This window comes from Pseudomonas sp. S3_A03 (genome assembly GCF_054668275.1).
Genome location: NZ_CP162753.1, coordinates 3,142,030 through 3,163,533, shown reverse-complemented (window position 1 = coordinate 3,163,533; position 21,504 = coordinate 3,142,030). Strand labels below are relative to the sequence as shown.

The following is a 21,504-nucleotide window of genomic DNA, read 5'->3' as shown; positions in this document are numbered from 1 at the left end:
TTATGACTAAAAAATACTTTGGCACCGACGGTATCCGTGGTCGGGTCGGCGAATTTCCGATTACTCCTGATTTTATGCTCAAGCTGGGTTGGGCGGCAGGCATGGCGTTCCGCAGCATGGGCGCTTGCCGCATCCTGGTGGGCAAGGACACCCGAATTTCGGGATACATGTTTGAGTCCGCGCTGGAGGCTGGTCTGTCTGCCGCAGGTGCTGATGTGATGTTGCTGGGGCCAATGCCGACACCGGCGATCGCTTACCTGACGCGTACCTTTCACGCTGAAGCCGGTATCGTGATCAGCGCCTCGCACAACCCCCATGATGACAATGGCATCAAGTTCTTCTCGGGGCAGGGCACCAAGCTGCCGGACGAAATCGAGCTGATGATCGAAGAGCTGCTGGATGCGCCGATGACGGTGGTTGAGTCCAGTAAATTGGGCAAGGTGTCGCGTATTAATGACGCGTCCGGCCGCTATATCGAATTCTGCAAGAGCAGTGTGCCAACCAGCACCAACTTCGCAGGCCTGAAAGTCGTGGTGGACTGTGCTCATGGCGCCACCTACAAAGTGGCGCCAAGCGTATTCAGAGAATTGGGTGCGGATGTGACGGTGCTGTCGGCCCAGCCAAACGGGTTGAACATCAACGAAAACTGCGGTTCCACCCATATGGAGCAGTTGCAGGCAGCCGTGCTTGCTGAGCATGCCGATCTGGGTATCGCCTTCGATGGTGACGGTGATCGTGTCTTGATGGTCGATCATACGGGTGCAGTGGTCGATGGGGACGACCTGTTGTTTATCATTGCTCGCGATTTGCATGAGCGTAACAAGCTGCAAGGTGGTGTCGTCGGGACGCTGATGAGCAATCTCGGTCTCGAGTTGGCGCTGGCAGACCTGGGTATTCCCTTTGTGCGCGCCAATGTCGGTGACCGTTATGTCATTGCCGAACTGTTGGAGCGTAACTGGCAAGTAGGTGGTGAGAACTCCGGGCATGTCGTGTGCTTCCAGCACACCACCACGGGCGATGCGATTATTGCGGCATTGCAGGTGTTGCTGGCCTTGCGTCGTCGAGACGAGAGCCTGGCCCAGGCGCGTCAGGCGCTGCGTAAATGCCCTCAAGTCTTGCTTAATGTGCGTTTTGCGGGCGGTGAAAACCCGATTGAGCACCCAGCTGTCAAAGAAGCGTGCGAGCGTGTGACCCTGGCAATGGCGGGGCGTGGCCGGGTGCTGTTGCGCAAGTCCGGCACAGAGCCTTTGGTGCGCGTTATGGTCGAGGGTGACGATGAAATACAGGTTCGTGGCCATGCCGAAGACTTGGCAAAACTAGTAACTGAAGTTTGCGTCTGAATTCGGCTTGCCAGTGATGATGTGGTTGGGTAACATCTGCGCCCACTTTGACCGACGAGGTACAGCATGCGTCGCACTATGGTAGCTGGTAACTGGAAGATGCACGGTACCCGCGCCAGTGTCGCTGAGCTGATCAACGGCCTTCGTCACTTGGCCTTGCCTAGCGGTGTTGATATCGCGGTTTTCCCGCCTTGCTTGCATATCACCCAAGTGGTTGATGGCTTGAAAGGTAAGTCGATCCAGGTCGGCGCGCAGAATTCTGCGGTGGAAGCCATGCAAGGTGCCTTGACCGGTGAGATTGCACCGAGTCAGCTGGTTGATGCGGGTTGTTCCTATGTGCTTGTCGGGCACTCCGAACGCCGTCAGATGATGGGCGAGCGTGATGGGACACTCAATCGCAAGTTCGCAGCGGCACAGGCTTGTGGCTTGATTCCGGTGTTGTGCATAGGGGAAACCCTTGAGCAGCGCGAATCGGGCAAAACTCTTGAGGTTGTCTCGCGTCAGCTTGGCAGCATTATCGAGGAGCTGGGTGTTGGTGCGTTTGCAAAGGCAGTAATTGCTTACGAGCCGGTCTGGGCCATTGGTACCGGGCTGACTGCTACACCACAACAAGCGCAGGATGTGCATGCAGCCATTCGCGCTCAGTTGGCGGCAGAGAATTCTGAAGTCGCACAAGGTGTGCGTCTTCTATACGGCGGCAGCGTGAAGGCGGCCAATGCGGTCGAACTGTTCGGCATGCCGGATATCGATGGGGGGCTCATTGGTGGAGCCTCCCTGAATGCAGATGAGTTCGGTGCGATCTGTCGCGCCGCGGGAAACTGAAAAAATGCTGGAAACAGTCGTAGTCGTTTTTCATCTGTTGGCTGCCCTGGGCGTAGTTGCCCTGGTTTTGTTGCAACAGGGTAAAGGTGCGGATGCTGGTGCGTCTTTCGGTGCAGGTGCTTCAAATACTGTGTTCGGAAGCCAAGGTTCCTCTACCTTTCTTAGTAAGTTTACTGCTATACTTGCCGCCGGTTTCTTCATAACCAGCTTAGGGTTAGGTTACTTTGCTAAAGAGAAAGCTCATGTGCTGACTCAGGCAGGTTTGCCAAACCCGGCAGTGTTGGAAGTACCAAAAGCAAAACCGGCTTCTGATGATGTCCCGGTGCTTCAAGAGCAAAAGTCGGCTACTCCAGCGACTGACGTGCCTCCAGCTCAAGAGCAGAAGTAAGAAGGGTTGTAAACGCTGTATTGCCGAGGTGGTGGAATTGGTAGACACGCAACCTTGAGGTGGTTGTGCCCATAGGGTGTAGGGGTTCGAGTCCCCTTCTCGGTACCAATTATCAGGAGAGCCCGCTGTTGCGGGCTTTCTTGTAGGTGGAAGGTTACATTGACCCTGTAAGGGATCGGTCGTATACTTCCGCCCCAGCTTTGTCGCGGGGTGGAGCAGTCTGGTAGCTCGTCGGGCTCATAACCCGAAGGTCGTCGGTTCAAATCCGGCCCCCGCAACCAGTTTTAGCGGAGCCCCTTTTAAGGGGCTTTTTGTTAGCTGGACACTTTCAACGCCGCTATTCGACGGCGTTTCAAGGATGGGCGTTTCGCCCATTTTTTTATTTTGCACAGCATGCACATACATGCACGAGGGGGTTCAGGTGTCGAGCAAGCTAGAAGAGTTGCAGGCCTTGTTGGCCCCGGTGGTCGTGGCCCTAGGCTATGAATGCTGGGGTATTGAGTTTTCGGCTCAAGGTCGCCACTCAATGTTGCGCGTTTATATCGATAAAGAGGGCGGCGTGCTGGTGGACGATTGTGCCATTGTCAGCCGTCAGATCAGCGGTGTCCTGGATGTTGAAGATCCGATCGCCGTTGAGTACACCCTCGAAGTTTCCTCGCCAGGCATGGAACGCCCACTGTTCACTATTGATCAGTTTGCAAAATTTGCCGGTGAACAAGTGAAGATCAAGCTGCGATCTCCCTTTGAGGGGCGACGCAACTTTCAGGGCCTTCTGCGTGGTGTAGAAGAGCAGGATGTCGTGGTGCAGGTAGAAGACCATGAGTTCCTGTTGCCGATCGATATGATCGACAAGGCCAACATTATTCCCAGTTTTGACTGAGACGCGGATCCCGCGGATCCAATGGCTTGCGAAAGGCGAGGCGTACGATGAGCAAAGAAGTACTGCTGGTTGTTGAGTCGGTATCCAATGAAAAGGGCGTACCGGCAAGCGTGATTTTTGAAGCGTTGGAGCTGGCCCTGGCCACTGCTACCAAGAAACGTTTTGAAGACGAAGTAGATCTGCGTGTGGAAATCAACCGTCACACGGGTGCCTATGAGACTTTCCGTCGTTGGACGGTGGTTGAAGAGGACGATCTTGATGATCCGGCGATCGAGACCTGGCCGAGCAAGGTTGCGCAAACGCACCCGGGCGCCAAGGTGGGGGACGTCGTCGAAGAAAAGATCGAGTCGATCGAATTCGGCCGTATTGCTGCACAGACCGCCAAGCAGGTGATCGTGCAAAAGGTTCGCGAAGCCGAGCGCGCTCAAGTCGTTGACGCCTATCGCGAACGCCTGGGTGAAATCATCTCCGGCACCGTGAAAAAAGTAACTCGCGACAACGTGATCGTTGACCTGGGCAACAACGCTGAGGCGCTGCTGGCTCGCGAAGACATCATCTCTCGCGAAACTTTCCGAGTTGGCGTGCGTCTGCGTGCGCTGCTCAAGGAAATCCGCACCGAGAACCGTGGCCCTCAGTTGATCCTGTCGCGCACTGCGCCGGAAATGCTGATCGAGCTGTTCCGTATCGAAGTGCCGGAAATCGCCGAAGGCCTGATCGAAGTCATGGCTGCGTCCCGCGACCCGGGTTCGCGCGCCAAGATCGCGGTTCGCTCCAAGGACAAACGCATCGACCCGCAAGGCGCGTGCATTGGTATGCGCGGTTCGCGCGTCCAGGCCGTGTCGGGCGAGTTGGGTGGTGAGCGTGTGGACATCGTCCTGTGGGACGATAACCCGGCGCAGTTCGTGATCAACGCCATGTCGCCAGCTGAAGTGGCGGCAATTATCGTTGACGAAGATGCCCATGCAATGGACATCGCCGTTGGCGCAGACAATCTGGCTCAGGCCATTGGTCGTGGTGGTCAGAACGTGCGTCTGGCCAGCCAACTGACCGGTTGGACCCTGAACGTGATGACCGAATCGGACATCCAGGCTAAGCAGCAAGCTGAAACCGGCGACATCCTGCGCAACTTTATCGAAGAGCTTGAAGTCGATGAAGAACTGGCACAGGTGCTGGTGGACGAAGGCTTTACCAGCCTGGAAGAGATTGCCTACGTACCGGTGGAGGAAATGCTCAACATCGACGGCTTTGACGAGGATATCGTCAACGAGCTTCGCGCTCGGGCCAAGGATCGTTTGTTGACCAAAGCCATCGCTACTGAGGAAAAGCTGGCAGACGCCCATCCGGCCGAAGACCTGCTCTCGCTTGAGGGTATGGACAAGGATTTGGCGATGGAACTGGCGGTGCGCGGCGTAATTACCCGCGAAGACCTGGCCGAGCAGTCTATTGACGATCTGCTCGACATCGACGGCATTGACGATGATCGTGCCGGCAAGTTGATCATGGCCGCCCGAGCCCATTGGTTCGAGTAATTAGGCGCGGCCTGAGGAGAGAAGTGCATGACGCAAGTCACGGTGAAACAACTGGCCGATGAGGTCAAAACACCGGTAGAGCGCCTGTTGCAGCAGATGCGTGAGGCAGGTCTGCCGCACACCGCCGCCGATGAAGGTGTGAGCGATAGTGAGAAGCAGTCTTTGCTGACTCACTTGAAGAGCAGCCACAAGGCGAAAGTGGAAGAACCGCGCAAGATTACATTGCAGCGCAAAACCACCAGCACCCTGCGTGTTGCTGGTAGCAAAAGCATCAGCGTTGAAGTACGCAAGAAGAAAGTCTTCGTACAGCGCAGCCCGGAAGAAATCGAAGCCGAGCGCAAACGCGAACTGGAAGAACGTCGCGCAGTAGAAAATGCTGCTCGTCAGAAGGCTGAAGAAGAAGCCAAGCGTCGCGCCGAAGAAGAAGCGCGTCGCCAGCCTGCTGCTGCGCAACCTGCTTCCACTGGAAGCGGTCGCCGCGCCCGGCGCTCCTGCAGAGGCTGTACGCGAGGCCGCTCCGGTTGCCGCTGCGCCGGCACCTGCTGCCGATGCGCGCAAGCGCGACGAACCTCGTCGCCCGGACAAACCACGTGCCGACGATAACAATCGTCGTGGCGGTGGTGGCGATGGCGAGCGCAAAAACGCTCCGCATCGTGCGTCGGTCAAAGAAAAAGCGCCCGCACCACGCGTTGCTCCACGTACTACCGACGAAGAAAGCGATGGCTTCCGTCGTGGTGGTCGCGGCAAGGCCAAACTGAAAAAGCGCAACGCCCACGGTTTCCAGAGCCCAACCGGCCCTGTCGTGCGTGATGTGCAGATCGGCGAGACCATCACGGTTGGCGACCTCGCCAACCAGATGTCGGTCAAGGCTGCTGAAATCATCAAGTTCATGTTCAAACTGGGTACTCCAGCGACCATCAACCAGGTGCTTGATCAGGAAACTGCTCAACTGGTAGCCGAAGAGCTGGGCCACAAAGTGACCCTGGTCAGCGACACGGCCCTGGAAGACTCCCTGGCCGAGTCCCTGAAGTTTGAAGGCGAGACGTTCTCTCGTGCGCCAGTTGTGACCGTAATGGGTCACGTTGACCATGGTAAGACATCGCTGCTCGACTATATCCGTCGTGCCAAGGTAGCTGCGGGCGAAGCCGGCGGCATCACCCAGCACATCGGTGCCTACCACGTTGAAACCGAGCGCGGCATGGTCACCTTCCTCGACACCCCAGGTCACGCCGCGTTTACCGCGATGCGTGCCCGTGGTGCCAAGGCGACTGACATTGTGATCCTGGTAGTTGCAGCGGACGACGGCGTGATGCCGCAGACCATTGAAGCTGTCCAGCATGCCAAGGCCGCAGGTGTTCCATTGGTTGTTGCCGTGAACAAGATCGACAAGCCGGGCGCCGATCTGGATCGCATCCGTAGCGAACTGTCGGTTCACGGTGTGACCTCTGAGGAGTGGGGCGGTGATACGCCGTTCGTTTCGGTCTCGGCCAAAGTCGGTACCGGCGTAGACGAACTGCTCGAAGCGGTCCTGCTGCAAGCTGAAGTACTCGAACTCAAGGCAACCCCATCGGCCCCAGGCCGCGGTGTTGTGGTTGAATCGCGTCTCGACAAAGGTCGTGGCCCGGTTGCTACCGTACTGGTTCAAGACGGTACCCTGCGCCAAGGCGACATGGTTCTGGTCGGTTCGAACTACGGCCGTGTACGTGCCATGCTCGACGAAAACGGTAAGCCGATCAAAGAGGCCGGTCCTTCCATCCCTGTCGAGATCCTCGGCCTGGACGGTACCCCGGACGCTGGCGACGAGATGAGCGTGGTTGCGGACGAGAAGAAAGCCCGTGAAGTGGCTCTGTTCCGTCAAGGCAAGTTCCGCGAAGTCAAACTGGCTCGTGCTCACGCCGGCAAGCTGGAAAATATCTTCGAGAACATGGGTCAGGCAGAGAAGAAGACGCTCAATATCGTCCTCAAATCTGACGTCCGCGGTTCTCTCGAAGCGTTGAACGGCGCCTTGAATGGCCTGGGTAACGACGAAGTGCAAGTGCGTGTGGTGGGTGGCGGTGTCGGTGGTATCACCGAATCCGACGCCAACCTGGCACTGGCTTCGAACGCTGTACTGTTCGGCTTCAACGTGCGTGCCGATGCCGGCGCTCGCAAGATCGTCGAGCAGGAAGGCCTGGACATGCGTTACTACAACGTCATCTACGACATCATCGAAGACGTCAAGAAAGCCCTCACCGGTATGCTTGGCAGCGACGTTCGGGAAAATATCCTGGGTGTTGCCGAGGTGCGTGATGTGTTCCGTTCGCCGAAGTTCGGCGCGATCGCCGGTTGCATGGTTATCGAAGGTGTTGTGCACCGTAACCGTCCAATCCGTGTACTGCGTGAAGACATCGTTATTTTTGAAGGCGAGCTGGAATCCCTGCGCCGCTTCAAGGATGACGCTTCCGAAGTGCGTGCCGGTATGGAATGCGGTATTGGCGTCAAGAGCTACAACGACGTCAAAGCTGGCGACAAGATCGAAGTGTACGAGAAGGTCCAGGTTGCTCGCAGCCTCTAACTCGCGCACTTCAGGAGCCACGCAGCGTGTGGGCATGCACATGCCCCGCGCCGTGTCAGGACTCTAAACGCAACGCCCGGTCTGGCTTTTGTCAGGCCGGGCGTTTGCCGCTTTCAGACCCCATGGGTTTCACCATGTGGCAGTAACAGGTAACAAGACATGGCAAAAGAATACAGCCGCACCCAACGTATCGGCGATCAGATGCAGCGTGAGCTGGCCCAACTGATCCGTCGCGAAGTCAAAGACCCGCGCGTTGGCCTGGTCACCATCACCGCCGTTGAAGTGAGCCGTGACGTGGGTCACGCCAAAATCTTCATCACCGTGATGGGCCAGGACAACAGCGAAGAAATCGCGCAAAGCATCAAGGTGCTCAACTCGGCTGCAGGCTTCCTGCGCATGCAGTTGGCCCGTGAAATGAAGCTGCGCAGCGTGCCTCAGTTGCACTTCCACTACGACGAAAGCGTCGTGCGGGGGGCGCACCTGTCGGCACTGATCGAGCGTGCGGTGGCTGAAGACAGCCAACATCCGTCCACACCTGAAGACGCCAAGGAGTAAGCGGTGGCTCAGGTCAAACGTATCCGTCGCAACGTCAGCGGCATTATTCTGCTCGACAAGCCCATTGGCTTTACCTCCAATGCCGCTTTGCAGAAGGTTCGCTGGCTGCTCAATGCCGAGAAGGCCGGGCACACCGGCAGCCTCGACCCCCTGGCCACCGGTGTGTTGCCGTTGTGCTTTGGCGAAGCTACCAAGTTCTCGCAATACCTGCTCGATTCCGACAAGGGTTACGAAACCCTGATGCAACTGGGCAAGACCACCACCACGGCCGATGCTGAAGGTGACGTCTTGCAGGTTCGCGACGTGACCGTTGGTCGCGCTGATATCGAAGCGGCTTTACCCGCTTTTCGTGGGCAAATCAGCCAGATACCGCCGATGTACTCGGCTCTCAAGCGCGACGGGCAGCCTCTTTACAAGCTGGCACGTGCAGGCGAAGTGGTGGAGCGTGAACCGCGTTCTGTTACTATTGCCCGGCTGGAATTGCTCGCCTGTGAGGGTGACACTGCCCGATTGGCGGTGGACTGCAGCAAAGGCACCTATATCCGTACCCTGGTAGAGGATATTGGTGAGCAACTGGGCTGCGGCGCATACGTTGCCGAACTGCGACGTACACAAGCCGGTCCTTTCACCTTGGCCCAGACGGTCACGCTGGAAGAGTTGGAAGCGGTACACGCCGAAGGCGGCAACGAAGCGGTTGATCGCTTCCTGATGCCTTCGGACAGCGGTTTGCTCGATTGGCCATTGCTGCACTTCTCGGAGCACAGCGCGTTCTACTGGCTCAACGGCCAGCCGGTACGCGCCCCGGATGCCCCGAAGTTCGGCATGGTGCGAGTACAGGATCACAACGGTCGCTTTATCGGTATCGGTGAAGTGAGCGAAGACGGGCGTATCGCGCCGCGTCGACTGATTCGGTCAGAATGACCGAACGAGTGTGGCTGTTAACAGGCACGGTCACTACTCATTTTTAGATACAGGGATTTGTCCCTGGCCTGTTGAAACTGCCCTTTGGGTGGTTTCCTGAAAAAAGGATTGCCTCATGGCTCTCGACGTTCAAGAAAAAGCACAAATCGTAGCTGACTATCAGCAAGCTGTTGGTGACACTGGTTCGCCAGAAGTGCAAGTTGCACTGCTGACCCACAACATCAACAAACTGCAAGGTCACTTCAAGGCCAACGGTAAAGACCACCACTCCCGTCGTGGTCTGATCCGCATGGTAAACCAGCGCCGTAAGCTGCTGGACTACCTGAAAGGCAAGGATCTGGGTCGTTATCAGACTCTGATCGGTCGCCTGGGTCTGCGTCGCTAATCAGCGATTGCGCTAGAGGTTGGTTGTCTGCCGTGTGTCATCGGGATTCCCGTTGGCCCATGGTAGGCTCCCAGCCTCAAGTTTTATCTGGATGCATGTTTTACCCCTGGACAAGGGTTGGGCCGATTCCCGACATTGCCCAAGAATTTCGCAAGAAGACACGTTCCCCCAAGAGCCACAAAGAAGGTAGGACACCGTGAACCCGGTTATCAAAAAATTCCAGTTCGGTCAGTCGACCGTTACCCTCGAGACAGGCCGTATCGCCCGTCAAGCCTCCGGCGCAGTGCTGGTTACCGTTGACGATGACGTGACCGTATTGGTGACCGTTGTTGGCGCCAAGACCGCTGACCCGAGCAAGGGCTTCTTCCCTCTGTCCGTTCACTACCAGGAAAAGACTTACGCTGCCGGTAAGATCCCTGGCGGTTTCTTCAAGCGCGAAGGCCGTCCTTCCGAGAAAGAAACCCTGACTTCCCGACTGATCGACCGTCCGATCCGTCCGCTGTTCCCAGAAGGCTTCATGAACGAAGTGCAGGTTGTCTGCACCGTCGTTTCCACCAGCAAGAAGACTGATCCGGACATCGCTGCGATGATCGGTACTTCGGCGGCCCTGGCCATCTCCGGCATTCCTTTCGATGGCCCGATTGGCGCTGCCCGCGTTGCGTTCCACGAAAGCACTGGTTACCTGCTGAACCCGACTTACGAGCAACTGAAAGCATCGAGCCTGGACATGGTCGTTGCCGGTACCTCGGAAGCCGTCCTGATGGTTGAATCGGAAGCCAAAGAGCTGACCGAAGACCAGATGCTGGGCGCCGTACTGTTTGCCCATGACGAGTTCCAAGCGGTTATCAAGGCTGTCACCGAGCTGGCTGCCGAAGCTGCCAAGCCAACCTGGACCTGGGCTGCTGCCCCGGAAGCCACCGAACTGCTGGGCGCTATCCGCTCCGAGTTCGGCGCTGCCATCTCCGATGCCTACACCATCACCGTCAAGGCCGACCGTTATGCTCGCCTGGGCGAGTTGAAAGACCAGGTTGTAGCCAAACTGTCCGGTGAAGAAGGTCAGCCTTCGGCCAGCGACGTTAAAGCTGCATTCGGTGAAATCGAATACCGCACCGTTCGCGAGAACATCGTTAACGGCAAGCCACGTATCGACGGTCGCGACACCCGCACCGTACGTCCGCTGAACATCGAAGTCGGCGTTCTGCCGAAAACTCACGGTTCGGCACTGTTCACCCGTGGCGAAACTCAGGCTCTGGTAGTTGCGACCCTGGGTACTGCCCGTGACGCACAGCTGCTGGACACCCTGGAAGGCGAGAAAAAAGACCCGTTCATGCTGCACTACAACTTCCCTCCGTTCTCGGTGGGCGAGTGTGGTCGCATGGGCGGTGCTGGTCGTCGCGAAATCGGTCACGGCCGTTTGGCGCGTCGTTCGGTCCAGGCCATGCTGCCTGCCGCTGACGTGTTCCCGTACACCATCCGTGTTGTGTCGGAAATCACCGAGTCCAACGGTTCCAGCTCCATGGCTTCCGTTTGCGGTGCTTCCCTGGCCCTGATGGATGCCGGTGTGCCGATGAAGGCACCGGTTGCCGGTATCGCCATGGGCCTGGTTAAAGAAGGCGAGAAGTTCGCCATCCTGACCGACATCCTGGGTGACGAAGACCACCTGGGCGACATGGACTTCAAAGTAGCCGGTACCGCTAAAGGTGTTACCGCGCTGCAGATGGACATCAAGATCAAGGGCATCACCGAAGAAATCATGGAGATCGCCCTGGGCCAAGCCCTGGAAGCGCGCCTGAACATCCTCGGTCAGATGAACCAGATCATTGGTCAGTCGCGTACCGAGCTGTCGGAAAATGCTCCGACCATGATCGCGATGAAAATCGACACCGACAAAATCCGCGATGTTATCGGTAAAGGCGGCGCGACCATTCGTGCGATCTGTGAAGAGACCAAGGCTTCGATCGACATCGAAGACGACGGCTCGATCAAGATCTTCGGCGAAACCAAGGAAGCGGCTGAAGCAGCACGTCAGCGCGTTCTGGGCATCACCGCTGAAGCCGAAATCGGCAAGATCTACGTTGGTAAGGTTGAGCGCATCGTCGACTTCGGCGCATTCGTCAACATCCTGCCTGGCAAAGACGGTCTGGTTCACATCTCCATGCTGAGCGACGCTCGCGTTGAGAAAGTGACCGACATTCTGAAAGAAGGCCAGGAAGTGGAAGTGCTGGTACTGGACGTGGACAACCGCGGTCGTATCAAGCTGTCCATCAAGGACGTAGCAGCAGCCAAGGCTTCGGGCGTTTAATCACCCCACAGCTCAAGCTGAAAAAAGGACTCTTCGGAGTCCTTTTTTTATGGGGACCGGAAAGTGCCTAAAAATCAGTCGCTTAATACACTGCAAAACCCGCAACTTGCATGCAGGCGCGATCCACTTCATGCAAGTTGCACGATTTCAAAAAGCACATGTTTTTGTAACCTGTTGATTTAAAAGGTTTTTATGGGTGGTTGGGAGTTGGCACAGTGCCTGCAATATCCCTGTTAACGCTGCAGCATCAAGGTTCACACACTGCAGACTTTTAATAAAACAGGAGTTACTCGTATGAAGAAGTTCGCTCTCGCTACCGCAACTGCTACTGCCCTGACCCTGGCCATGGCTAACGCCGCCTTTGCTCAGCCTACCCAAGCGCCAATGACCCTGGCCGCTGGCGAAATGACCAAAGCCAAAGAGTCCACTTCGGATACCTGGATCACCACCAAAGTCAAAGCCGACCTGCTGACTGAAAAAGGCATCCCAGGTTCGGACATCAAGGTTGAGACCAACAAAGGTGTGGTTTCCCTGTCGTCGGACGTAGCTATCTCGGACGCGCAGAAAGCGACTGCTGTAGCGATCACCAAAAAAATCAAAGGTGTGACTGCCGTATCCGCTGATGGCCTGCTGGCTGGCGGCGCTACCAAAGCAGACGGCATCGACAAAACCAAAGGCGCAGCCCATGACGCCAAAGAGACCACCAGCGACACCTGGATTACCACCAAAGTGAAAGCTGACTTGGTGACCGAGAAGGGTATTCCTGGCACCGACATCAAGGTCGAGACCAATAAAGGCGTGGTTTCCCTGTCGTCCGCCACTGCCGTGACGGAGTCGCAGAAAGCCACCGCTGTAGCGATCACCAAGAAAATCAAAGGCGTTAAAGCTGTATCGGCTGACGGTCTGAAAGCCGAGTAACGCCTGACACTGAGTTTGAACTAAACAGCGGCGGCGGCGCGTGAGTTAGATATCCACTCAATGCACCTCTGAGGTTCATGCGACCGACCACACGGATGTGGTCATTACAGGCCCCGGCACTTTGTGTCGGGGCCTGTTCTATTGCGGGGCGGTTATTCGGCGTCCAGGTGCAGCGGCGTGACCACCCGGCCGTCTTTCTCTGCCTGGCCCAGGTTGGCATCGATGAAGTACACCCGGTCATCTTCCAGTTGGCCCTTGTCGACCAGGTAGTCTTTGATGGTGCTGGCACGGTCCTGGCCGAGTTGGCGCAGCAGCACATCGCTGCCGCTCCAGAACTTGATCACACCTTCACGCAGCTTGGCGGCGCGGTCGTCACGGCTCAGGTCCTTCCACTCGGCCGGGGGCTGTTGTTTCACGCGGGTCCGGAAGATACCTTCGAGCAACGGTGCTTTTTCGCTTTCCGGAACTTCCAGCAACGAGGCCTGGGCCGGAACCTTGTCGCCGCGACGCTGGAGCATCTTGTAATAGTTGTATTGGTATTCACGTTCCAGTCGCTGGGCGGCCAGGAAGGGGCCATCGCTGCTGGCAGCGGCCGTGCCTTCGATTTCCAGGCGCAGGGCAGGACGTTCCTTGAGCGCCTTGGCCAGCGTGTTAAGAGCGCCTTCGGCATCTTTGTTCAATTCGCTGGACCCGGCGGCGAATGACACGTTGCCAAGGTCCTCCGCGCCGCCGCCGGTGACCAGCCCGCCGATAAACTTGAACGGCGCGGTGGCCGCGCGTGCCACCAGGTTGCGCAGGGTCTGCCACACAATCGGCATCACGCTGAATTGCGGGTTATTCAGGTCGCCGCTCACCGGCAGTTCGATGGAGATCTTGCCGTCAGTGTCCTTGAGCAGGGCGATTGCCAGGCGAATCGGCAAATCCACGGCATCGGCGCTGTCGACTTTCTCACCCAGTTGCAGCTGCTCGATCACCACTTTGTTTTCGGCCTTCAGCTGGCCCTTGGTGATCACGTAGTGCAGGTCGAGGTTGAGACGGCCCTTGCGGATACGGAAGCCGGCGAATTTGCCGGAGTAAGGCGTCAGTGTGGTCAGCTCTACGCGCTTGAAGCTGGTGGCGATATCCAGCGCGGCCATAGGATCAAACGGATTCACGCTGCCTTTGATGGTCACCGGGGCATAGCGATCCACCTTGCCCTTGATATCGACGCTGGCCGGTTTGTTCTGGCGACTGTCAATGGTGCCGATCTGGCCGTTGAGCTGTTGAATCGCCGTGGCAAAGTTGGGCGTGAGGCTGAAGTCGGCAAAGTTGGCCGAACCGTCGTTGATCGCAACCTGCCCGATATGAATGCCCAGGGGCTTCTCTTTGCTCGCGGGGGCTTTGCTCGACGACTTGGCGCCACTGTCGGCCGGCTGCGGAATCAGCAAGTCGTCAACGTTGGTGGTGCGGTCGTCGTTGATCATGAAGCGCGCATAAGGTTGCAACAGGTTGACCTTGTCGATCGACAGGCTGTCCCCGTGTTGATAGTTCAGGCCCTCGATGACCAACCGCTGCCATTTGAGAAAATCACGGGTCTTGAGCGTATCAAGGGTGTGCAGTTGGTCGACCTGCGCACGGCCGGTGATCTGCAAGGCCAGTGGCGCGGTGCTTTTCAGGTTCACGTCGAGGTCGCTGCCGAGCATACCGCTACGCAGTTCCAGGCGGATAAACGGGCTGATGTAGGACTGCGCAACCCGCAGGTCGATGTCTTTGGTATTGACCTTCAGTTTGGCGCTGACTGGGTTGAGGTTGACCACGCCGGCGGCCTGGAGCTTGCCTTGCTTGCCCACGCCGCTGTCGATCTTGAGTGTGAAGGGGTTCTGGTTGAGGCTATCGAAGTTCTGCACATCGACGTTCAATGGGCCCAACTCCAGTGCCACAGCGGGCTTAGCCTGGCGGTCAGCCAAGTGCACTTGATAGTTGCGCAGCTGTACGTCCTTGAGCAGTACTTGCCAGGGTTTGCTTGGCGCAGCGGGCTCGGGCTTTGGCGAGTCAGCGGTGGCGGGGGCCGTCGCCGGCTCCGGCGCCTTGGCGGGTTTGCTCGGTTGGCTGGCGAACAGTTTTTGCCAATCCAGTTGACCATCGGCTTCAAGGGCGGCCCAGGTTTCCAGCTTATTGCTGCGAATCTTGCCGACTAGCACCTGCTGCTTGGCCAGGTCTACGGAGGCTTCGCTGACGTCCAGACGCTCCAGGCGTACCAGCGGACGGCCATCCGGTGCCTTGATGGCGAATGGCGCGATGCTGGCGGCGGTGTTGGTCAGGTTCAGTTCGGTTTGTTTGGCCAGGCTGAATTTATACTCGGTGCTGAAATTGAGCACGCCGTCTTCCAGTACCAGAGGCAGTGCGTCGCGCACGTAGGGCCACCAGGCTTTCATCTTGCCGCCGGTGACTTTCAAGGTGCCTTCGGAGGTGATCGGCACCAGGCTGAAGTTGCCCTTCCAGTCGATCTGCCCGCCTTCAGGGCCTGCCGCCACGAGGGTCATGTCGGCATTGTCTTCGGGCAGGGTGCTGAGGTTCTTCAGTTCGAAGTCGAGTGTGTCGTAGAGGAACTCGATGGGCTCGCTGGGGCGCAGGTCTTCGAAATGCACGTAGCCGCCGGCCAGCTTGATGCTGTCGATGCGCAGCGGGAACGGCTTGGCATCGGGGTCAGTCGGCGTTGGTTCGCTTGGTGGCAGTTTGAACAGCTGCGCCAGGTTCAACTTCCCGCTCTTGTCGAACAACAGCTCGGTCTTGGGTTTGTCCAGTTGCACGTCAGCCAGGTGCAGGGCGCGGGTCCACAGGCTGTCGATCTGCAGGTTGGCATAGAGCCGTTCGAAACCCACCTGCTCCTTGCCGGGTTCGCCGATTTTCAGGCCCCAGAGCGTCAGTTCCAGGCTGAATGGGTTGAGTTCGATACGCTCGATGCGTGCAGGTGTCGTGGCGTAATGGGCCAACTGTTGGTTGGCAACGCGAAGGGCGATGCCGGGCAGAATCAAAAAGCCCAGCAAGCTGTACAGAGCAAGGGCAGTCAACAAGGCGCCAGTGGCGCGGATCAATCCTTTGGGCATGGGGCGGCGCCATCTATGTCGAACAAGAGTGCCTTGGAGTATGGCACGGGTTTTCGGTTCCGAAGAACCGAGCCTATGGGAAGAGTCCTACAGCTGAAGTATCAGAGTTTTCAGGGGAGGCTGCTGGTCCAGTGAAGGAAAATCCGCCCCCGGCGTCATGATTTTCCAGTCACGTACCGGTCGCCCGGCTTTTTCCGCGCAACGCAGGACCTGTTCGCGCCACTCGTGCATGCTGACTTTTGCCAGGTTGTTGCAGCAGATCAGCACGCCGTTGTCGGCAGTGGCGAGCAGGGCGGGCTTGAGCAGGCTCTGGTAGTCGCGCAACAGGTCGACGGTGCCGAATGCACTCTTGGCCCAGGCGGGTGGGTCGAGCAGCACCAGGTCGTATTGGCGTTGTTCCAGGCGCGGATAGCTCGGCAGTTTCTGCCCTCGACGCTGGGTGATCGGCAAGCCGGCCAACTGGCGAATCGCCGGGAAGTAGTCCGATTGCACGAACTCCATGGCCGGCAACTGCGGGTTGAGCAGGCCGTTCTCACGGCCGACCGCCAGGTTGCTTTCGGCGAAGTCCAGGTTGCACACCTCGCGTGCGCCCCCGGCGGCTGCGCTCAGGCCCACGCCGCAGGTGTAGGCGAACAGGTTCAGCACGCTTTTGCCGGCGCTGTGGGCTTTGACCCAGCCGCGGGTGTTGCGCAGGTCCAGAAACAGCAGCGGGTCTTGCCCGACATGGCGCCCACGTACGCGGTAATTCAGGCCCCATTCGTGACCGACCAGGTCTTGCAGCGCGGCGGGTTCTGCGCGGTACACCGAGTCTTCGCGATCGATCCGCGAGTTGCCGCGGGAGCGGTCGTTGTACACCAACAGTAATTCCAAACCCATGTACTGGTTGATCAGTTGGTGCAGGTCCAGCAGCTCTGCGGTTTCCAGCGACTGGTGAAAGCTTTGCACCAGCAACTGCGGGCCATAGCGGTCGATGGTCAGGCCGCCGGCGCCTTCCTGGCTGCCGTGGAACAGGCGATAACAATCGGTACCCTGGGCGTGCAGTTCGCTGATCAGGTCTTGGCGATGATCGAGGGCGGCGCGCAGCGCCTGATTCAAGGAAGACATGGAGCGCGCCTTGCTAAGTAAGGGGGGGCAGTGAGGGCGCGGAGTTTAACAGCTATGGGGCCTTGGCTACATCAACCCCATCCGTCGGTGTGCCCGTTGCACCGAACCATTGCGCATTGCCCAGCGCAACAATGGCGCGCTGCGCTTGACCCCGGCACGAATCAGATGGCGCTGCAGCGGGCTTTGGTGCTGGTCGAGCAGGGCGCTGGCCCAGTCCGGCAGCAGGTCGATACCGGCTTGCATCATTAATGCGCCAAACGGCTTGGCCAGCGGACTTGGCGCGGGCGCATTCAATAGCAGGCGCAGCACTTCGCGGCTGCGCTCGTCGCACAGCAATTGCGGGCGGATGCGTGCCAGGTAAGTGGAAACTTCCTGCCGTGAGTGCGGTACTTGCCGTGCGCCCAAGCGTTCCGCCACCAGGGCGATTTCACTGTAGTAACGGTCTTGGTCGCGCCCCGAAAGCCCGGGGTTGCGGTAGCGCAGGTGAGCGGCCAGAAAGTTGCTCACTTCGGCAACATGCACCCAGGTCAGCAGTTCCGGGTCGCTTGCCGCATATGGCCGCCCGTCCGGTGCATGGCCGACGACCTGCAAGTGAATGGTGCGCACCTTTTCGATCAGCCAGTCGGCGTCCTTGCGCGAACCGAAGGTGGTGCCGGAAATGAACTGTGATGTGCGCCGCAAGCGCCCAAGCATGTCCTGCCGAAAGTTCGAATGGTCCCACACGCCCGCCAGGGCCAGCGGGTGCAAGGCTTGCAGCATCAAGGCGCTGATGCCGCCGATGAGCATGCTGCTGAAGTCGCCATGCACTTGCCAACTGACCGAATCCGGTCCGAACAGGCCGGGGTCGCCCTTGGGGTTTTCCAGGTCCAGTTGGCCCAGTGACAAACCGGTAAGGCTCATCAACTGGGTTTCGATACGGCTGCGGATAAATTCCATGGCGACTCGGGGTGTCTCCTAGCGGTTCAGGCGTTTGTCGATAAGACCGTCCACCACGCTGGGGTCGGCCAGGGTTGAGGTATCACCGAGGCTGTCCAGTTCGTTGCAGGCGATCTTGCGCAGAATCCTGCGCATGATCTTGCCGGAGCGGGTTTTCGGCAAGGCCGGTGCCCATTGAATCAGTTCCGGTTTGGCAAAGCTGCCGATTTCCTTGCTGACCAGTTCCAGCAGGTGTTTTTTCAGCGCTTCGCTGGGCTCCACGCCATTCATCGGGGTGACGAAGGCGTAGATGCCCTGGCCTTTGACATCGTGGGGGTAGCCGACCACGGCGGCCTCGGCGACCTGGTCGTGCAGCACCAGTGCGCTTTCCACCTCGGCCGTGCCGATACGGTGGCCGGACACGTTGATCACATCATCGATGCGTCCGGTGATCCAGTAGTCGCCGTCCTCGTCGCGGCGCGCGCCATCGCCGGTGAAGTAATAGCCGGGGTAGGGTTTGAAATAAGTGTCGACCATGCGCTGCGGGTCACCATAGACGCTGCGGATCTGCCCCGGCCAGCTGGCTTTGATGACGAGTACGCCGCTGCCGGCGCCGCTGATTGCTTTGCCGTGCTCATCCAGCAGCACAGGCTGTACGCCAAACATCGGTTGGGTCGCGCAACCCGGTTTGATCCGTTGGGCGCTGACCAGTGGGCTGAGCATGATGCCGCCGGTTTCGGTCTGCCACCAGGTGTCCACAATCGGGCAGCGCTGTTCGCCTACCGCATTGAAATACCAGTCCCAGGCCTCCGGGTTGATCGGCTCACCCACACTGCCGAGCAGCCGCAGGCTGGCGCGGGAGGTGTTCTCCAGCGGGCCGTGGCCCTCACGCATCAAGGCGCGCAGGGCGGTGGGCGCGGTGTAGAAGATATTCACCTGATGTTTATCGATCACCTGCCAGAAGCGCGAATTGTCCGGGTAGCTCGGCACGCCTTCGAACATCAGCGAGGTCGCGCCATTGGCCAGCGGGCCGTAGACGATATAGCTGTGGCCGGTGACCCATCCCACATCCGCCGTACACCAGAACACTTCGCCATCACGGTAATCGAGTACGTACTTGAAGGTCATCGCGGCCTGCAGCAGATAGCCGCCGGTGGTATGCAGCACGCCCTTGGGTTTACCGGTGCTACCCGAGGTGTACAGGATGAACAGCGGGTCTTCGGCGCCCATCGGCTCGGGGGGGCAGTCATCGCTGGCGGCATCCAGGGCTTGCTGGTACTTGAGGTCGCGGCCTTCGCTCCAGTCCAAGGGCGCACCGGTACGCTCCACTATCAGCACGGTATTGACCCCCGGGCAGCTTGCCAGGGCCTTGTCGACGTTCTTTTTCAAGGCCACTGGCTTACCGCCGCGCACGCCTTCATCGGCGGTGATCACGGTGCGGCAGTCGGCATCGAGGATGCGGTCGCGCAGGGCATCCGGCGAGAAGCCCCCGAACACCACCGAATGCACCGCGCCAATCCGCGTGCAGGCCAGCATGGCGTAGGCCGCTTCCGGGATCATCGGCATGTAGATGCACACGCGGTCGCCTTTCTTCACGCCACGGCTTTTCAGCACATTGGCCAGGCGGCAAACGTTTTGGTGCAGTTGGCGGTAGGTGATTTTGGCAGACTTTGTCGGATCGTCGCCCTCCCAGATGAAGGCCACTTGATCGGCGCGTTGCGCCAGGTGACGGTCGATGCAGTTGTAGCTGACGTTCAGTTGGCCGCCGGCAAACCATTGGGCTGCGCCGGTGTGGATATCCGAGTGTTGAACGGTGTGCCAGGGGGTTATCCAGTCGAGAAAGCCCTTGGCCTGTTCGCCCCAGAAGGTATCGGGTTGCTCGATGGATTGACGATAGAGGCGCTGGTAGTCCTCTTGACTGAGTTGCGCAGCCCGGCGGACGGCATCGGCGGTTGGAAACGTGCTGATATCGAACATGAGCGATCCTTATTCTTGTTTTTGCGACAAGTGATAAAGATGCACCCTGTGGGAGGAGGGTTCAAGGCCAACGTCCAAACGGATGTTGGCCTTGCGTTACCTGCATCAGCCGCGGTGACGACCGCGGAAGTAGTTGATCAGGCCCTGGGTCGAGGCATCCTCGGCTGAGGTTTCTTCAGCGCCGGTCAGGCGGTTGTACACGCCCTTGCCCAGCTCTTTGCCCAGCTCAACGCCCCATTGGTCGAAGGCATTGATGCCCCAGATCACGCTCTGCACGAACACCTTGTGCTCATACATTGCCACCAGCGCGCCCAGGCGACGTGGGCTGATGCGCTCTACCACCAGGGTGTTGCTTGGACGGTTGCCCGGGATCACCTTGTGCGGGGCGAGCTTCTGCACGTCGTCTTCGGCGATGCCCTTGTCGCGCAGCTCGGCTTCGGCTTCGCTGCGGGTCTTGCCGAGCATCAGCGCCTGGCTTTGCGACAGGCAGTTGGCGTACAGCCACTGATGGTGGTCGGACACCGGGTTGAAGCTGACGATCGGCACGATGAAGTCGGCCGGGATCAGTTGGGTGCCTTGGTGCAGCAGTTGGTGGTACGCGTGCTGACCGTTGCAGCCCACGCCCCCCCAGATCACCGGGCCGGTGTCGGTGGACACCGGTTTACCGTCCTGGCGCACGCTCTTGCCGTTGGATTCCATGTCCAACTGTTGCAAGTGTTTGGTGATGTTACGCAGGTAGTGGTCGTACGGCAGGATCGCATGGCTCTGCGCGCCCCAGAAGTTGCCGTACCAGACACCCAGCAGGCCCAGCAACACGGGCATGTTTTGCTCGAACGGCGCGTTCTGGAAATGCTGGTCCATGGTGTAGGCACCGGACAGCAGTTCCTTGAAGTTGGACATGCCAATGGCCAGGGCGATTGGCAAGCCGATGGCCGACCACAGCGAGTAGCGGCCGCCGACCCAGTCCCACATCGGGAAGATGTTTTCTTCACGGATGCCGAACGCCACGGCTGCCGCGTTGTTGCTCGATACGGCGATAAAGTGGCGGTACAACTCGGCTTCCGAGCCACCCTGGGCCAGATACCAGGCGCGGGCGGCCTGGGCGTTTTTCAGGGTTTCCAGGGTGTTGAAGGATTTCGACGAGACGATAAACAGCGTGGTCTCGGCGCGCAGCTTCATGGTCAGCTCGTGGAACTCGCTGCCGTCGATGTTCGCCAGGTAGTGGCAGCGCACGCCTTTATGGGCGTAGGACAACAGCGCTTCAGAGACCAGCTCCGGGCCGAGGAACGAACCACCAATGCCGATGTTCACCACGTCGGTAATCGGCTTTTCGGTGTAGCCACGCCACAGACCATCGTGGATGCGGCCGACCAGATCGGTGATCTGGTTCAGCACCTTATGCACGTCCGGCATGATGTTCACGCCGTTTACCGACAGCTTGTCGCCCACCGGGCGGCGCAGGGCGGTGTGTAGGGCAGGGCGGCCTTCGGACGAGTTGACCGGCTCGCCGGCGTACAGCGAATCGATCGCGTCTTTCAGACCGACTTCCTTGGCCAAACCCACCAGCAGGTCGCGGGTTTCGCTGGTAATCAGGTTTTTTGAGTAATCGAGGAAAAGTCCGCAGCTGCTCAAGGTGAACTGGGAGAAGCGCTGGGGATCGGCATTGAACGCTTCGCGCATGCTGAAATCCTGCATGGCTTGGCGGTGTTGGTTAAGCGCTTGCCAGGCGGGCAGAGCGGTAACGTCATGAGGGGTGCGGTAGTACGCCATCGCTGCGGGTTTCCTTTTATTACGGGGACTGCCTTTAGGACACTTCAAAGTCCGGAAC

At 58.7% G+C, this 21,504-nt stretch carries 15 protein-coding genes, 2 tRNA genes and 1 pseudogene; 13 read left to right on the top strand and 5 right to left on the bottom strand.

Annotated features, from left to right (window positions below; all coding sequences use genetic code 11):
- The first annotated feature begins 2 nt into the window (after nucleotides 1–2).
- From glmM to AB4O25_RS14370, 13 genes and pseudogenes are all read left to right on the top strand, one after another.
- Nucleotides 3–1,340: a phosphoglucosamine mutase gene (gene glmM, locus AB4O25_RS14430; RefSeq protein WP_017528791.1), complete on the top strand. Its 1,338-nt coding sequence runs from the start codon at nucleotides 3–5 to the stop codon at nucleotides 1,338–1,340.
- A gap of 66 nt (nucleotides 1,341–1,406) precedes the next feature.
- Entirely contained in the window at nucleotides 1,407–2,162 is a 756-nt protein-coding gene (tpiA, locus tag AB4O25_RS14425) for a triose-phosphate isomerase (protein ID WP_015885920.1), read from the top strand.
- 4 nt (nucleotides 2,163–2,166) lie between these two features.
- A complete protein-coding gene (secG, locus tag AB4O25_RS14420; protein ID WP_003235031.1) occupies nucleotides 2,167–2,550 on the top strand; it encodes a preprotein translocase subunit SecG in 384 nt (127 codons plus the stop codon).
- Nucleotides 2,551–2,572: 22 nt separating this feature from the next.
- Nucleotides 2,573–2,658 (top strand) — tRNA-Leu (locus tag AB4O25_RS14415).
- A gap of 96 nt (nucleotides 2,659–2,754) precedes the next feature.
- Nucleotides 2,755–2,831: transfer RNA gene (locus AB4O25_RS14410), tRNA-Met, on the top strand.
- A gap of 140 nt (nucleotides 2,832–2,971) precedes the next feature.
- Nucleotides 2,972–3,430, top strand: a complete 459-nt coding sequence (gene rimP / locus AB4O25_RS14405) for a ribosome maturation factor RimP (protein ID WP_032865935.1) — start codon at nucleotides 2,972–2,974, stop codon at nucleotides 3,428–3,430.
- 47 nt (nucleotides 3,431–3,477) lie between these two features.
- Nucleotides 3,478–4,959, top strand: a complete 1,482-nt coding sequence (gene nusA, locus AB4O25_RS14400) for a transcription termination factor NusA (RefSeq protein WP_017528790.1) — start codon at nucleotides 3,478–3,480, stop codon at nucleotides 4,957–4,959.
- A gap of 27 nt (nucleotides 4,960–4,986) precedes the next feature.
- A pseudogene (gene infB, locus AB4O25_RS14395) lies at nucleotides 4,987–7,513 on the top strand (translation initiation factor IF-2).
- A gap of 159 nt (nucleotides 7,514–7,672) precedes the next feature.
- Nucleotides 7,673–8,068: a 30S ribosome-binding factor RbfA gene (rbfA, locus tag AB4O25_RS14390; protein ID WP_003176137.1), complete on the top strand. Its 396-nt coding sequence runs from the start codon at nucleotides 7,673–7,675 to the stop codon at nucleotides 8,066–8,068.
- Nucleotides 8,069–8,071: 3 nt separating this feature from the next.
- Entirely contained in the window at nucleotides 8,072–8,989 is a 918-nt protein-coding gene (truB, locus tag AB4O25_RS14385) for a tRNA pseudouridine(55) synthase TruB (RefSeq protein ID WP_003176136.1), read from the top strand.
- A 115-nt stretch (nucleotides 8,990–9,104) separates the two neighbouring features.
- The gene (gene rpsO / locus AB4O25_RS14380) at nucleotides 9,105–9,374 is read left to right on the top strand and encodes a 30S ribosomal protein S15 (RefSeq protein ID WP_003177875.1); all 270 of its coding nucleotides are present in this window, start codon (nucleotides 9,105–9,107) and stop codon (nucleotides 9,372–9,374) included.
- 196 nt (nucleotides 9,375–9,570) lie between these two features.
- Complete coding sequence (pnp, locus tag AB4O25_RS14375) at nucleotides 9,571–11,676, top strand: polyribonucleotide nucleotidyltransferase (protein ID WP_017528788.1); 2,106 nt, start codon at nucleotides 9,571–9,573, stop codon at nucleotides 11,674–11,676.
- 294 nt (nucleotides 11,677–11,970) lie between these two features.
- Nucleotides 11,971–12,594, top strand: coding sequence for a BON domain-containing protein (locus tag AB4O25_RS14370; protein WP_017528787.1), 624 nt, complete (start codon nucleotides 11,971–11,973; stop codon nucleotides 12,592–12,594).
- Between the two features lie 152 nt (nucleotides 12,595–12,746).
- Here AB4O25_RS14370 and AB4O25_RS14365 read toward each other — a convergent pair whose 3' ends face one another.
- The 5 genes from AB4O25_RS14365 to pgi all read right to left on the bottom strand — a co-directional run bounded on the left by AB4O25_RS14365 (nucleotide 12,747) and on the right by pgi (nucleotide 21,446).
- Nucleotides 12,747–15,680, bottom strand: coding sequence for a DUF748 domain-containing protein (locus tag AB4O25_RS14365; protein WP_460149686.1), 2,934 nt, complete (start codon nucleotides 15,678–15,680; stop codon nucleotides 12,747–12,749).
- Nucleotides 15,681–15,767: 87 nt separating this feature from the next.
- Nucleotides 15,768–16,784 carry a class I SAM-dependent rRNA methyltransferase gene (locus tag AB4O25_RS14360; protein ID WP_065876791.1) on the bottom strand — a complete coding sequence of 339 codons (1,017 nt, stop codon included), beginning with the start codon at nucleotides 16,782–16,784 and terminating at the stop codon, nucleotides 15,768–15,770.
- A 66-nt stretch (nucleotides 16,785–16,850) separates the two neighbouring features.
- Nucleotides 16,851–17,720: an oxygenase MpaB family protein gene (locus tag AB4O25_RS14355; protein WP_017528784.1), complete on the bottom strand. Its 870-nt coding sequence runs from the start codon at nucleotides 17,718–17,720 to the stop codon at nucleotides 16,851–16,853.
- An 18-nt stretch (nucleotides 17,721–17,738) separates the two neighbouring features.
- On the bottom strand, nucleotides 17,739–19,676 hold the full coding sequence (gene acs, locus AB4O25_RS14350; protein WP_460149685.1) for an acetate--CoA ligase: 1,938 nt from the start codon (nucleotides 19,674–19,676) through the stop codon (nucleotides 17,739–17,741).
- A gap of 105 nt (nucleotides 19,677–19,781) precedes the next feature.
- Nucleotides 19,782–21,446 (bottom strand): glucose-6-phosphate isomerase, encoded by a 1,665-nt coding sequence (gene pgi / locus AB4O25_RS14345; RefSeq protein WP_017528783.1) that lies wholly within the window; start codon nucleotides 21,444–21,446, stop codon nucleotides 19,782–19,784.
- Between the last annotated feature and the right edge of the window lie 58 nt (nucleotides 21,447–21,504).